Annotated in this window: 10 protein-coding genes; all 10 read right to left on the reverse strand. The window is 42.5% G+C overall.

Annotated features, from left to right (window positions below; all coding sequences use genetic code 11):
* Nucleotides 1-122 precede the first annotated feature (122 nt).
* The 10 genes from truB to HRU23_02340 all read right to left on the reverse strand — a co-directional run bounded on the left by truB (nucleotide 123) and on the right by HRU23_02340 (nucleotide 15087).
* A complete protein-coding gene (gene truB / locus HRU23_02295) occupies nucleotides 123-1079 on the reverse strand; it encodes a tRNA pseudouridine(55) synthase TruB (GenBank protein NRA52950.1) in 957 nt (318 codons plus the stop codon).
* A 2-nt stretch (nucleotides 1080-1081) separates the two neighbouring features.
* Entirely contained in the window at nucleotides 1082-1471 is a 390-nt protein-coding gene (rbfA, locus tag HRU23_02300; protein NRA52951.1) for a 30S ribosome-binding factor RbfA, read from the reverse strand.
* Between the two features lie 89 nt (nucleotides 1472-1560).
* A complete protein-coding gene (gene infB / locus HRU23_02305; GenBank protein NRA52952.1) occupies nucleotides 1561-4236 on the reverse strand; it encodes a translation initiation factor IF-2 in 2676 nt (891 codons plus the stop codon).
* A 25-nt stretch (nucleotides 4237-4261) separates the two neighbouring features.
* The gene (nusA, locus tag HRU23_02310; protein ID NRA52953.1) at nucleotides 4262-5758 is read right to left on the reverse strand and encodes a transcription termination/antitermination protein NusA; all 1497 of its coding nucleotides are present in this window, start codon (nucleotides 5756-5758) and stop codon (nucleotides 4262-4264) included.
* A 51-nt stretch (nucleotides 5759-5809) separates the two neighbouring features.
* On the reverse strand, nucleotides 5810-6265 hold the full coding sequence (rimP, locus tag HRU23_02315; GenBank protein NRA52954.1) for a ribosome maturation factor RimP: 456 nt from the start codon (nucleotides 6263-6265) through the stop codon (nucleotides 5810-5812).
* Between the two features lie 681 nt (nucleotides 6266-6946).
* The gene (locus tag HRU23_02320) at nucleotides 6947-7297 is read right to left on the reverse strand and encodes a hypothetical protein (protein ID NRA52955.1); all 351 of its coding nucleotides are present in this window, start codon (nucleotides 7295-7297) and stop codon (nucleotides 6947-6949) included.
* Nucleotides 7298-7369: 72 nt separating this feature from the next.
* On the reverse strand, nucleotides 7370-8704 hold the full coding sequence (locus HRU23_02325; protein NRA52956.1) for a hypothetical protein: 1335 nt from the start codon (nucleotides 8702-8704) through the stop codon (nucleotides 7370-7372).
* The gene (locus tag HRU23_02330) at nucleotides 8701-9957 is read right to left on the reverse strand and encodes a YcaO-like family protein (GenBank protein ID NRA52957.1); all 1257 of its coding nucleotides are present in this window, start codon (nucleotides 9955-9957) and stop codon (nucleotides 8701-8703) included. The genes HRU23_02325 and HRU23_02330 overlap by 4 nt, the downstream gene beginning before the upstream one ends.
* Nucleotides 9958-10009: 52 nt before the next feature.
* Nucleotides 10010-10966, reverse strand: a complete 957-nt coding sequence (locus HRU23_02335) for a hypothetical protein (protein ID NRA52958.1) — start codon at nucleotides 10964-10966, stop codon at nucleotides 10010-10012.
* 20 nt (nucleotides 10967-10986) lie between these two features.
* Nucleotides 10987-15087 carry a TOMM system kinase/cyclase fusion protein gene (locus HRU23_02340; protein NRA52959.1) on the reverse strand — a complete coding sequence of 1367 codons (4101 nt, stop codon included), beginning with the start codon at nucleotides 15085-15087 and terminating at the stop codon, nucleotides 10987-10989.
* Nucleotides 15088-15211 lie beyond the last annotated feature (124 nt).

Here is a 15211-nt window from a genome sequence, read left to right on the forward strand (position 1 = left end):
CCAATGTTTATAAGATTTAAAAAAGTATGTAGCCGATCACTAATTCAGCTACATGTCGAGCGCGGTATACTACCAGCAAATTAACAAGATACAAGTAAAAAGTATCAGTAATGTGATTGGTATTACTCGCTGTCGTTGCTTACCACAATGCGTTTTGGCTGAACCCGCAATTGGCTATCAACAAAACCAACACCAATAAAGCGTTGACTATCACCAACGGTCATCCGCACTAACGTGCCTTCACTAAAACTAGCACCTGAACTAACAATAGTGACCGGGTTACCGTGCAGTGCGCCGACAGCCATTTCGTCTGTCATATTCGCCTCTGGAAAATCACTCACCGCGGTATCCATTGGCAATAATAACGGATCAAGGTAAACCGATGGTGCTATTTCTTCACTATTAGCTTGCGCTAGCAGAGCTTCAAGATGCTCAAGCGTGACCATTTTTTCTTGCGGGTAATTAGCCACTTCAAGTCGACGTAACATCGTAATGTGAGCGCCACAGCCAAGCATTTCACCCAAGTCATCAATAATGGTACGAATATACGTACCCTTGCTGACATGGATTTCAAGCTCTAACTCATCATTGTCATGACGAATAAACAACAACTCAAAAACATTAATTTCACGCGCTTGGCGTTCTACTTCAATGCCCTGACGGGCATACCAATATAATGGTTTGCCTTGATGCTTGAGTGCCGAAAACATCGATGGTACTTGCATGGTCTTGCCACGGAATGAATCAAGCTTGGCCATTAAATGGTCGTTACTAAATTCAATCGCGCGAGTTTGAACCACTTCACCGTCGCTGTCGCTCGTATCAGTACGCTGACCAAGTTTAGCGATAACTCGATATCTTTTGTCAGACTCTAATAGATATTGCGAAAATTTAGTCGCCTCGCCTAAACAAACGGGTAACATGCCGGTGGCCAAAGGATCTAGCGCGCCAGTGTGCCCTGCTTTTTGGGCAAAGAATATCCGCTTAACTTTTTGCAAAATATCGTTTGAGCTATGACCAGTTGGCTTGTCAATTAAGATCACGCCATCAATCGCGCGGCCTTTACGTTTTCTAGCCATGCTTAGTCCTCTACAGGATCGTTATTGCTTTTTTCTTTGTCTTCACGTACGGCTTTAGTAACCATTGACGCCATGCGAATACCTTCGCTTAACGACTTGTCATAGTAAAAACGTAGCTCTGGAACAATACGTAACTGCATTTTACTACCCATTAAAGAACGGATATAAGGTGCAGATTCGTTAAGCAGTTCAACCGCTTTTTTAATCAGCTCAGGCTCGTCGTTAAGCAAAGTGAAATACACTTTTGCGTACGATAAGTCACGTGATAAATCTACTTCGTTGATGGTGATCATGCCAAACTCGGTGGCTTTGATTTCACGCATCACGATCATCGCTAATTCTTTTTGTAGCTGCTGTGCAACACGGCGGCTACGGCTAAATTCTCTAGCCATTTTTTATCTCCTAATGCCATTGATGGCACTAATATTTAGAAACAGAGATGGGGGCTAATGCCCCCATCTATTCTTTATGCTTTTAACAATTATAAAGAACGTTGAATTTCAATGATTTCGAATACTTCGATTTGATCGCCAACGCGAACATCGTTGTAATTCTTAACACCGATACCACATTCCATACCGTTACGAACGTCTTGAACATCGTCTTTAAAGCGACGTAATGACTCAAGTTCACCTTCGTAGATAACCACGTTGTCACGTAGTACACGAATAGGTTGAGTACGCTTAATAACACCTTCAGTAACCATACAACCGGCAATTGCGCCAATTTTAGGTGACTTAAATACTTCACGAACTTCAGCAAGACCAATGATCTGTTGCTTAATTTCTGGTGAAAGCATACCGCTCATCGCATCTTTGATTTCGTTAATCAAGTCATAGATTACGCTGTAGTAACGCATGTCCAAGTTTTCATTTTGGATAACTTTACGCGCCGTTGCATCAGCACGAACGTTAAAGCCAAGCATGATAGCGTTAGACGCTGCAGCAAGTGTCGAGTCAGTTTCAGTAATACCACCAACACCACGGCTGATAATGTTCACTTTAACTTCGTCAGTTGATAACTTCGCTAGCGAATCAGCGATTGCGGCTAAAGAACCTTCAACGTCAGTCTTAAGAATAACGTTTAGTTCAGAACACTCACCAGCAGCCATGTTAGCAAACATGTTTTCAAGCTTAGCTTTTTGCTGACGTGCTAGTTTAAGGTCACGGAATTTACCTTGACGGTAAAGAGCAACTTCACGGGCTTTACGCTCGTCAGTAACAACTGTCGCTTCGTCACCGGCTTTAGGCACAGCAGACAAACCAAGAATTTCAACCGGGAAACTTGGACCAGCAGACTTAATGTCGCGGCCATTCTCATCACGCATTGCACGAACACGACCGTATTCAGTACCACACAAAATGATATCGCCGTGGTTTAACGTACCTTCTTTAATAAGAACAGTAGCAACAGGGCCACGGCCTTTATCAAGACGAGATTCGATAACAACACCAGCAGCATGACCTTCAGTCGTTGCTTTAAGTTCAAGTAGTTCAGCCTGCATCACGATAGCTTCGAGTAAATCGTCGATACCAGTACCGGCTTTCGCTGATACGTGAACAAATTGAACGTCTCCGCCCCAATCTTCAGGAATAACATCAACAACAGACAGTTCGTTTTTAACACGATCTGGATCCGCGCCTTCTTTATCCATTTTGTTAACGGCGATAATAATTGGTGCACCAGAAGCTTTAGCGTGAGCAACCGCTTCTTTAGTTTGTGGCATAACGCCATCATCTGCAGCAACAACGATAATAACAATGTCTGTCGCTTGAGCACCACGAGCACGCATTGCAGTAAACGCAGCGTGACCCGGAGTATCTAAGAAGGTGATCATTGAACCGTCAACATCAACATGGTATGCACCAATGTGCTGGGTAATACCACCGGCTTCGCCGTCAGCAACTTTCGCTTTACGGATGTAATCTAGTAATGATGTTTTACCGTGGTCAACGTGACCCATGATAGTAACAACGGGTGCACGAGGCTTAAGGTCGCCCTGATCACCACGTTCAGCTAGTACAGCGTGCTCTAGTTCGTTTTCACGTACTAGCACTACTTTGTAACCCATTTCTTCACAAAGCAGTTGAGCAGTTTCTTGATCAAGTACCTGATTAATGGTCGCCATAACGCCCATTTTCATTAAGGCTCTGATCACTTCAGTTGCCTTAACTGCCATCTTAGATGCCAGTTCAGATACTGAAATTGTTTCGCCTAAACGGATGTCAGATTTAGCAACAACGGCCGTTTTATCAAAGCTTTGCTTAAGTGCTGTTGGAGCAGAAAGTGTACCCTTACGGTTACGACCACCACGTTGTGGTGCGCCTTTTTTGCCACGTGTATCACGCTTTGCTTTTTTCTTAGGACGTTTCTGACCTTCGTCTTGACGATCTTGCTTGTCTTCAGCTTCACGTGCAGCGTTTGAAGAAGTTGTATGGTAATCAGCAGTCTTTTCAGTTGCTTTACGCTTCGTTTCTTCATCAGCCCAACGGCCTGAATTCTCTTCCGCTAATTTTTTAGCATTTTCAGCTTCTAATTTAGCTGCTGCTGCGATATTCGATGCAGCAAGAGATTGCTTACGATCATCTAATTGTTCTTGTTCTTTCTTAAGTTCAGCCACTTTCGCAATCTCTGCAGGATCTAGTTGTATCTCTGCTGCTTTCACAGCGTCGCTCTCGGCTTGTGCTTTTTTAGCGGCCGCAGCGGCGACATCTTTAGCATCACGCTCGGTTTTTGCTTTGGCTTCAAGTTCAACTTTTACCGCAGCGTCTTTTTTCGCTTGCTCTTCAGCTACTTGTGCAGCAACTGCTTGAGCTTCTTGCTCTGCTTGGGCTTGTTCAGCCTGAGCAGCCTGATCTTCAACAGCATCACGTTTAACGTAAGTACGTTTTTTACGTGTTTCAACTGCAACAGTACGGCTTTTTTCACCAGAACCAACTTTTAAGGTTGATTTACTCTTACGTTGTAATGTCATTTTAGACGGTGTAGCTTCACCACCGTGCTGCTTAGCAAGATGAGCCAATAATGACTTTATTTCTTCTAACGATACGTTATCGTTCTGGTCTTTCTTAAAACCAGCACTTGCCAACTGTTCAATGACACGCTCTACTGGCGCGCCAATTTCATCGGCTAGAATTTTAACTGTTAAGTCTGTCATAGTTGATAATTCCCCTTGACCCTAATTACTCTTGCTCGTCGCTAAACCAACAGATATTACGGGCGGCCATAATTAATTCACCAGCTTGTTGCTGGCTTAATTCTTCAATTTCTTCAAGATCGTCAATACCCTGTTCGGCCAGATCTTCAAGCGTGATAACACCTTTGCTTGCAAGCACGAATGCCAAGTGACGTTCTAAGCCTTCAAGCGCTAATAAATCGTCTGCAGGGTGTACATCGTCAAGCGACTCTTCAACTTTAAGTGCTTTAGTTGTTAAGGCACTCTTTGCACGCTCGCGCAATTCATTGACTAAGTCTTCATCGAAACCATCGATAGCGAGCAATTCGTTAACCGGAACATAGGCAACTTCTTCTAACGAAGTAAAGCCTTCTTGAACAAGTACTTGAGCGAAATCTTCTTCAATGTCTAGTGCCAGCGTTAACTCACTAATCACTTTACCGTCTTCGGCTTCGTGCTTAGCTTTAAGTTCTGCCACAGTCATCACGTTTAAGTTCCAGCCAGTTAACTGACTAGCCAAACGGATATTTTGACCATTACGACCAATTGCCTGAGCTAGGTTGTCTTCTTCAACCGCCAAATCCATGCTATTAGTGTCTTCATCAACGATTACGCTAACAACTTCAGCCGGTGCCATTGCATTGATAACGTATTGGGCAATATTGTCATCCCATAATACGATGTCAACACGCTCGCCGCCAAGTTCGCCAGAAACAGCTTGCACACGTGAACCACGCATACCAACACAAGCACCAACAGGATCAATGCGTTTGTCGTTGCTTTTAACTGCAATTTTAGCGCGCGAACCAGGATCACGAGCAGCGCCCATGATGTCTAGCATTTCTTCGCCAATTTCTGGCACTTCAATGCGGAACAGTTCGATTAACATGTCAGGGTGAGTACGGCTAACACATAACTGTGGGCCACGGTTCTCTTCCTTAATGTCATACAGTAAACCACGGATACGGTCACCAGAACGGAACGACTCACGCGGTAAACGATCATCTTTAAAAATGATTGCTTCAGCGTTGTTGCCTAAGTCAATAATCACGCTATCACGATTACTTTTCTTAACCACACCAGTAACAAGTTCACCAAGATGTTCGCGGTATTGGTCAACGACCATTTCGCGCTCAGCTTCACGTACTTTTTGTACGATAACTTGCTTGGCAATTTGAGTCGTAATACGATCGAACGTAATTGAATCAATCTGATCTTCAACAAAATCGCCTAGCTGAACTGATTCATCATCATACTGTGCTGCTGAAAGTGTCATTTCTGCAAAAGCGTTTTCAACGGCATCATCGGCTACTACTAACCAACGACGGAACGTATCGAATTCACCCGTTTTACGGTCAATATCAACACGTACTTCTATCTCTTTTTCGCTTTTCTTTTTAGTTGCACTCGCAAGTGCAATCTCTAAAGCTTCAAAAATCTTTTCGCGTGGCACGCCTTTCTCATTAGAAACGGCCTCTGTCACTAACAATATCTCTTTACTCATCTATATTGCCTCTCACCTTTATCTTAAAACCTAAGATTGAAAAAATAGTGGTTAGAACTGTGGAACTATATTAGCTTTTTTAACGTTAGCTAATGCTAAAGTAAATTCCTGTCCATCAACCTTAACTGTGATCATTTCGCCTTCAACGCTCATGACCTCTCCCTTAAAATTGCGTCGACCATTGCTTGGCATCACTAACTGTAGTGAAATAATTTCGCCAATACGCTCTTCGTAATGGTGAGGTTTAAACAATGGACGATCTAACCCAGGTGAAGACACCTCTAGGTTGTATTCATTTGTAATAGGATCTTCAACATCAAGCACCGCACTACACTGGCGACTAACTTCAACGCAATCATCAACATCGATACCATCTTGGTGATCGATATAGATCCGTAACGTTGAATGTTTCCCGGCTCGGATGTATTCAATTCCTACTAATTCAAAACCAGCAGCTTCAACCGCTGGATTTAGCATTTCTGTTAAGCGATTATCAATTGTAGACAACACTAACTCCTAAAAACAAAAAATGGGCTCGAGGCCCAGTTTAATCGGTGGATAATCAACCCACCCTATGTGAAATACTAATAAGATCAATTAACTAAACAGGTGTGAAATCTGATGATTTAATTAATCCAACTAATATTCTTACAGGTAATAAAAAACCCCGACTCAAAGCGGGGCTTAATCCTGGACCCTGTATATCAATACTACGCTTGATAGCCAATAAACCCGACTACTGTTTACTGGACTTAGCCAAAACTAAATTCGGCCCCGTAAGACATTTAATAATGATTTACGGTTAAATATTGACGCTGATTATACCCTCCAAATCAAAATATTCAAGATATTATCCATTTGTTTTGTAAAAACAGCGCGATTAGTGAGTTAGCGCCCATATTTTTTACCCAGATAAATCACCGCTCGGGTCATCGGGCCAAGCAGCTTAGAATATTGATTAATGGTATCTCTAACTTGTTCCTGCGTAAGGGGAAATATGCCCTTGTGCTGTCAAAGTAACAGTAACGGGTATTTAATACCATAATCTTATACCAATCCCATTAATTAAGTGATCACCTGTGCTTGATAAAACCCATTAATCGAGCGCCTTGTCTAAATTAATTTTCTCCACGCACAGCAAGATCATACATTTAATGTAATTGGTATTATCAATATGCTGACCTGTTATCAATAATCGAAATTGGTGGTATATGAAAATAATTCATTGCCAGCAATCAATAAATCAATTTTTGTCAGGTTACTTTCAAGTTCAGCATGAGTTTCAAACAGTGCACCGACTGCTTCACCCAATTTTTCATTCACTTGTGCTGGTGTGCTTAAATCGGTTTGCCAGATGTTTTGCAATGTGATTTCGCTTGCTTCAGCACTAGGCTCAGCCCACAGCGACGTTAGGGTCCAACCTGTTTGCGCTGCAATTAAAGGAAAAATCTCGCTGCCTAATTGCTTAAACTCAGCTTCATCGCTAACTGGAATAGTGACTTGAGCAATAAGACATATATTTTTATTATTTATTTTCATTATTTTTCCTGTTTTATGTTGATATTTTACAATTTTTTTCTTAACCGTCAGTATTTTAGCAATTACGCAGCATTAAACCAACCGGTGTTGATATTCTCTTAATACTGCCGCTTTAAACTCGTCGAGGCTATTAAACCCACTAAAATAGGCGTATGCGTTAATATCTGCTGGTACGCCCTGATTAAAGTAACAATCAAAGAACCACTGCCACAATTCATTTTGGGTTAATCCCAAACTCTCAACCGTCGCATTAGGCTTAACTAAATCGTTTGTTCTACTGTTAAGCTTTTTTTGATAGTGATTAAAATCACCGTTTAGTTTAAGCAACTCGACAATTTCTTGTTCAACGTTGGGCTCGATACTTTCAATCCAGCCAAGTGCCGCCTGCTTTTCGACTAACGCGTCAAAATCGTCAAGACTAATGCTTTGAGCATCCAGCCATTGGCCTAATTTATCGAAATCAACTTGGTTTGCATTGATACAGCGCTGGCGTTTACTTAAATCAATAAGTGCTTGTTGTTTTAACTGCTGGGGGATCAACGCATGGTGTTTTTTAACCTCTCTTAACGCCGACTGTCTGGTGAGAGCTTGTTCTTTTAATGGCATGTACTGAGCGTTGAGCTTAAGTTGATTGACCAAATCATCAAAGTTAATGCTTAATTTTTGATTAAACTGCTTAGAATCGATGTCTCTAACCAGCATGTCCCACGCGTCGGTTGGGGTAAAAGTATATTCAACTTTTTTCGGCGCGAGTGATCCAAAATCGATATTTTTAGCCAGATGACTTAACAACGCGATGGCGTCTCGTTGCTTAATATTGACCGGGGCAGTCTTAACATTTTCGGTCAACTGTTGAAGCTTTTTCTCATCTAAAATTAAAGCCGCTTGTGTTAGTAATTGCGCATAACTGCGCTTGGGATACCACAGCGACTTTATCTTTTTAATTAACGTTTGGCTTTCAAGCTCGCTAAGCAAGCCTGATTGCTGCGCCGCATCAAGGGTTGCCCGAATATTTACCATCGGCTCAGAAATCCCCTGATATCCTAATTCTTTGGGGGCATGCACCAACGCTACTTCATCATCGTCGTCTAATTTTCCCTGCTTGAAATCATGATAAACTTGACCAAAACCCTCCATTCCAAACACGTCAAGCTCAGCGGCTCGCAAAGCGCCCATGCTAGAACAACCATAAACATGAATGCCTTGCGCCATCGCATACAGTATTTCTTTATGCCAAATAGCCGGAACTCGCTCAAAGTAACCATCGATAATCACGATAGCTTGCGGCGCGTCTAAGCAGGCTAAATAGACATCTCCTTGTTGTGCCGGTGGCAAATAGGTGGCATTAAGGTAGGTGGCTGCTTGCGCTTGCGAAATAGTCGGGCCGGTAAAAACAACAATACTCATCTGCTGATCTCCTTGCTTAACTTGCGAGATAATTCAACCATTCTATGGCCTGCAATAAACCCCGGCATGTCATGAATGCCTTCAAGGCCCGGCACCACCACCCGTACTACCGCGATGCCAAATTCATCTTTGGTCAAGTCCACCACCGCAATTTGTGTTAAGCCCGCTTCAGCTAGCTTGGCGGTGATTAACGCAATGTCAGCGCTAAAGCTGTTATTGTCCCACGATTTAATGTTGGCATAATCAAGCATGGCATTAGCGCCATTGAGTTGATTTAGTTGAGTGTTTATTTCATTTTGAAAATCAATGTTTTGCTTTTCGAGATAGTCATTGGCACTGACATCGTCACGAGAGCCGGAAATAAGCGTGAGCCGAGTTTGAGCCGCTTCAGTTAATGCTCGCAATAAGGCGATAGATTTACACGGATGAGTCCCCGACCCCGCCGATGGATACAGCGTGCGTGAGCTGCTGTGTTGATCATCGCTAATCATGCAGTAAAACGTAGCAATGCCAAGATCGGATGTAATATCCCACACCCCAACGGCAATGCTAGCCGCTTTAAACTGCGCCAATATACCAAGGCAATGTTTATCGGTAATGCTCGACAAATCAACTTGGCGCTGGCCCATGTTGTTACCCAGTGCCCGTTCGGTATGCCACAAAGACATTGCATCGCGCTCTATCACTTCAGATAAACCGTGACTAACGGCTTCTAAATAATTATTGCCAGAAGCAAGACCATTAGTGCTCATTAAAAAATAGCCACTGCCCGCGGGCAATGGCAATGAGAAGTTACAATGGACCATTTCATAAGGCACAAATAGCGCGCTGTGATTAATCAGATCTGTACTTTCAATCCATAAGATCGGCAGGTCGAGACTGAACTCGCTAAATGAGGATTTTGCCAGCTGACTCACATCAACAACTTGATGCTTGGCTTTAAGTTGGTTGTAACTCGCTAAACGCAGTGGTAACTCAATATGTTCGCCATGATAAGTTTCTATCGCTTCCATTACGCCCGAAACTTTGGCTGAAATAAGATCTAAACCTTTACCTTGCGCAACAGAAACAGCGCAAGATTGCGGCCGACAAACGGTGACAACAGGTATGCCAATATGATCCAAGCCGGTGATGTTAGCAACGCGGGTAATGCCCATCGCTTGCATCATCGGGCTTATCTTGTTTAAGGTTTCTATTGGTGAACACTGGCGGTGTGAGCCTTGAAAGTGTTCTTTCTCAAGATTAGTATTCATAGGTTTCCTATAAAAGCTCACCACAAACAAACTTATGGTGAGCCAGATTAGATTATTTAAGGAAACTTTGTAAGTTAGCCACCATGCAGACGGCGCCAACTAAACCGAGCTCTACATGCACATCTTTTGGGTTAACCGCACCGACCTGTACCCCTGAATCACGAAAGTATCGCGCCAGTGACATGCCGGTTAATGACTTAACCTTTTGATGATTAAATTCTAACTTCTCTTTACCTTCATCAGTAATGGTGCGATCGAATTGTTCTTGTTCCAATTCAAAATATTCACGTAATGAAAGCAATTCAACCGCATTTAGATCAATATCACTTGGCGAAGGTTCAAGATTATATTGTTCAAGCTTATCAAGCTGTTCAGCGCTCAAATAAGTAATTTGATAGGGATAAAACTTGTCCACGTCTCGCACCAACAAGGGGTTTTTCCATGACACGATGTAGAGATTTTCTTTACTTAAATCGGTTAATTGACTTACCTTCTCCGGTGGTACATGGCCGTCGAAAGGCTTATGAACCGGGTGTGGCAATAAGTCATCTTTTGTTACAACAACTTGCTCAATCGGCGTATCACGACCTGGGGTTGGAGCGTCATGGTTAAATTTAAACTTTGGCGCATGTAATCGATTAAGTTGTAACAATCTTAAATCGAGTAAGTAACCAGGTTTAAGCATCGAGCGATCGATGCCCGGCGGATAATTAGCCGTATCGAGGTTCCAATCTATGACTTTAGTTAACGCTGGGCCCGTTAGGTTTACCGGGTAGTGACCATTTTTAGTTTCAAAAAATTGATGATTATCGTCCTCACTGCTGTGCCATTCTAATCTTAATGCTTGTTCCGATACTTGGTCGCCAGATGCTGTTACATCAGGCACATAATCATTATAATTAATTAAAGAAGCCCGCTGGCCTCCTTCTCTAATAATATATATATCTTGAGCTTTAAGCGTTAAATTGAAATTTTCATCGATATAAGATGAAGGCAGTTTGATTGACATATTATTTTCCTATTATATTTTTATAGATAACCTAACTGTTTCGCATTAAGCAATGCGTCAGTTAAGCACTTATTTATACGTAGAGTGTCCATATTGTCATCTTGATAAAAACTGTTTAAATGGTCAGTTAGCACCTCCGGTAGTTTTTGCTGCTTTTCGTCCAGTAATATTGCAACGATTTGTTTTAGTCTGGGCATATGTTCCTTATATCCCCCGTTATTGTTAGCCGTGTGTAATAAATCGAGCTCTGTCAGCAACGACAGCCACTGCAACGGAAAAGGAAATTCGTCGGCCAAGGCATTCCAAATGCTGTTGCTTAAGCCAATTAGTCGTAACGACTCAAGAGCATTGTGTTGCTTATATTCAACCCATGCCAAATTGGCATTGGCAACCGCAACATAATCGTCCATGCCAGCGGTGGTCGATATTGCAAATGACTCGCGGGCATATTTTAATGCCTGATCTTTGTTTCCTAACCGGCGATAATTCATCGTGATATAGGTTAAGCAACGCGCTTTTAGGGTGATATCATTTTGTTGTTCTGCCAACACTAATGCATTAAGCAATTCTTTTTGTGCTTGCGGGCGATCGCCATAAAAATATAATGAAAAACCAAGCACAAATGTTGAGTAAGCCTGCAATGCGAGATCGCTGGTATTAAGTGCCGCCGTGCGGGCGTTTTGTGCTAATTCAACATCATCTTTTACTAGTGCAAATCGACGTTGTCTAAATCGTAAATGCAGCACATCATCATAAAAGCGCGCTTGTTGCTCTGGGTTAGCTTTTTGTGAAACGACAGGTTCAATCTTTTCAATCAGTTCGGCCATCGCTGCGACATTGCCTTGCCAGTAATTAACATAAAGTTTGGCGCTTTGAATTTTTAGCCAACCATCCCACCAGTCATCATCTTTGTGCTGCTCATCAATATTATTAAGCAGGTTGTCTGCGTGATTATATTCACCGAGCGCTTGTTGATGGTTATGGTGTGTTTCCCACGATTTGCCTATTTTCAAATGCAACAAAGTGTCTTTAATCGCTGAATCAGCTTGCTCACTTAATGCTTTTTTATAGCAAGCTCTGGCCTCGGGGTGTTGACCTTTTTTTATTAAATTATCAGCGAGTCCAATGTAAGATTGTTCGAATTTACTTTGTTTTAAGCTGTTATTGTCGGTTTGCAGTTCAAGCTGGCTAATTGATTGACGGTAATAACCTATCGACTGGTCAATAACAAATCGCTGTGACGCTTGATCACCCGCCTCAAGGTACCATTTACTCGCTTTATCAGGTCGGTTGGCCAACGCCCAATGCACAGCCGGTATATTAGGAAAACGATTAGACTTGGCAATAAACTGGGTTTCTAACGTTTGCGCCAATTTTAAATGAGTCGATATCTTATTCGTTGGGGTAATGCTGTCATAAGCGACATCTCGAACTAATGCATGTTTGAAGATATAACTATCACCACTGACTTTACGTTGCAGATAAATGAGATCGGCTGCGATTAATTCACTGAGGTTATTTTGCAGCTGACTTTCACTTTGGTTCGAACCTGCGACCAAAAAGTCATAATCAAATTCACGACCAATCGCCGCCGCAAATTGTGCGGTTTCTTTGGCGTAAACGATGGCATCAAGTTTTTGTTGCAGCGAATCCCTTAAACTGTGGGGTAACTGCGATTTTTTATCGGCATCAATAAAATCGATAACGCCGTTAACCTGATGGATTAATTGTTTTTGCTTTAGCATATTAACCAGCTCTTCAATAAAGAGCGGAATGCCGTCGCTGCGACCCACTAACATCTCGAGTAGCTGTTCGCTAATATCTTGCTGGTCGAACAGCGCCTGGATAAAACGCTGGCTGTGAATATATTCGAGCTTGGTTAAGGCTATCGCAATAAAATCAACATCGGCTGTAAGATCTGAAATCGTCTGTCTTGAAGTACTAACACAAATGCTGTCCGACGCTTTAAATACTGCACAATCAACAAACTGACCAATAAATGCCATGCTCGTCTGATCGGCCCAGTGTAAGTCTTCAAAAATATACAAAGCAGCGAGACGCTCTGGCGTTTCTTGCAAGGTTAACAGGTTGAAAAGTATTTCAAATAATACTTGTTGTTGCTCGCTTGGCGCCAGATCAATATTTGATACATCATCGGATATCGGCAAGGTTAACCAAGAAAACAAAATAACCTTAGCCAGATTTTTTGCCTCGTCATTTTTAAAATAGCCCAGCTGGTTAATAACATGGGTTAGCTTGTCGGCAGCGGCTTGAAGTGTTAATTCATCGAGCGAAAATTTGTACTTCAATACATTTAATATCGGGTAAAGCGCATTATTTTTATGCTCAGGCAAACACTGAGAGACATAATGACTATAGCCAGTGGTCTTTTTCCTAAATTCAAATAATAAGCGAGATTTACCGATGCCCGCCTCACCAAATATATGCGCATGCTTAGGCGTTAAGTCACTGTCTTTTTGGCTTTGATTGGGTAATAAACTCAGTAACTGGGTTAGCTGCTCATCACGACCGAAAAAGCGCTTATCACTTTGCGCATTGCGTAAAAAGCCAAACGCTTCAACTTGGCGCTCTGCGGTTAATCTAAATAGCGATCTGTTTTGACGGTCAGCACCAATAATTAACGATGATGAGGGTTCAAATTCCACATAAGTGTCGAGCATATTTTTCAATGCGTCGGTGCATAGGATCTCGTTTTGCGCGGCTTTTCGGGCCAGTACCATCGCAATGCTGGCGGTGTCTCCCTCAGGAGTGGCATCTGCATAGCAGGTAATTAAACCGGTATGCATGCCTAACTGCGCTTTGGCGATAATTCCCTGAGTATGCTGCAGCAACGAGTTATGTTGTTTTAGGTTACTGATAATATCCAACGCGGTACGTGCGCTTAAACGGGTATCGTGGTCAGTGGCGACCGGGTAACCAAAATAAAATAATAGCGTGTCACCCAACGTCCCAACATGAAATGCACCGTAACGAATCGCAATATCCATGCACTGATTAATAATGTCTCGATGTAAAGCGTCCATCACTTCAAAGTCAACCAGCTGATTATTAACGCTCTCGACATTTATGCTAAGACATAAAGCGGTGATCTGCTTGCGCTCGGTTACACCGGTAAAACCAGCACTGCCCATATCTACTTGAGTCCGATCATACTCAAGACAATGATCGGTGTCGGCATGGGATTGGCGGGTCGTTGTAATTTCACCGACTAAATTAGAAAAGTTTATTTTCTTTAATTCAGTGTAAATATCTTCGGCGGTGACCATGCGCTCGTGCGCTTTTTTGACTAAAACCCGACTCAGCAAAGCCGCAACCGGGTGTCCCGCTAACGCCGGCGGCAACGGCACACTCGACTGGCTTAATTGCTTGTGAAAAATCGACGCCAAGGTCGAACCAAAAACAGCAGGCCGGCCAGTTAAGCATTCTAAAAAGACTAACGCCCACACATACAAGTCAGTTTTAGGGGTTGGTGGTTCGCCACGCAATTGCTCAGGGGCACTGTAAGACGGCGTGCCTAAGGTTTCTCGGGTTAACGTTAAGCTTTTATAATCGAATTGACGGGTTTGTTCATCCAAAGCCCCAATGCCAAAATCTAATACCTTGGCGTGGATTTTAGTGCCTGTTTTAGTCAGCATGATATTGTCAGGCTTGATATCGCGGTGGATCACTCCCTGACTGTGCGCATGCGCGAGTGCGTCGAGCACTTGAGACATAATGTCGCTGGTTTGAATGGCCGTTAATGGTCCATCAAGCGCTAGGGTATCTTTAAGGGTTAACCCTTCAACATATTCAAATACCGCATAAAAATCACCTTGACGCGTTTGACCTTTATCGAGCAAATGCACAATATTAGGGTGGTTTAAGCGACTACACAATAACGTTTCCCGTTCGAAACGCTCGACATAGCGATTGCTCTTGGCCAGATCAAATTCAGCGTTAAGCGTTAAAAATTTAATGGCGACGATTTGCGCTGTATTTATTTTTCTGGCGCGATAAACACGGCCAAAACCGCCCTCACCTATTTTTTCAAGTAGGTCATAGTCAGCGATGTCAAAAAGATCAGTTATTGCATCATTACTGATTACTGAATGATTTGTCATGATTATATACTAGTAATTACCGCATCAACTGTGAGGCTATAATTACTATTCCTCATAGTTAACGTAAAATCACTAGAGTGAGAAAAATCGAAATGTGCAATATCAATATTTAAAAACTGCAATA

It is taken from the genome of Gammaproteobacteria bacterium (genome assembly GCA_013214945.1).
GTDB lineage: Bacteria > Pseudomonadota > Gammaproteobacteria > Enterobacterales > Psychrobiaceae > Psychrobium.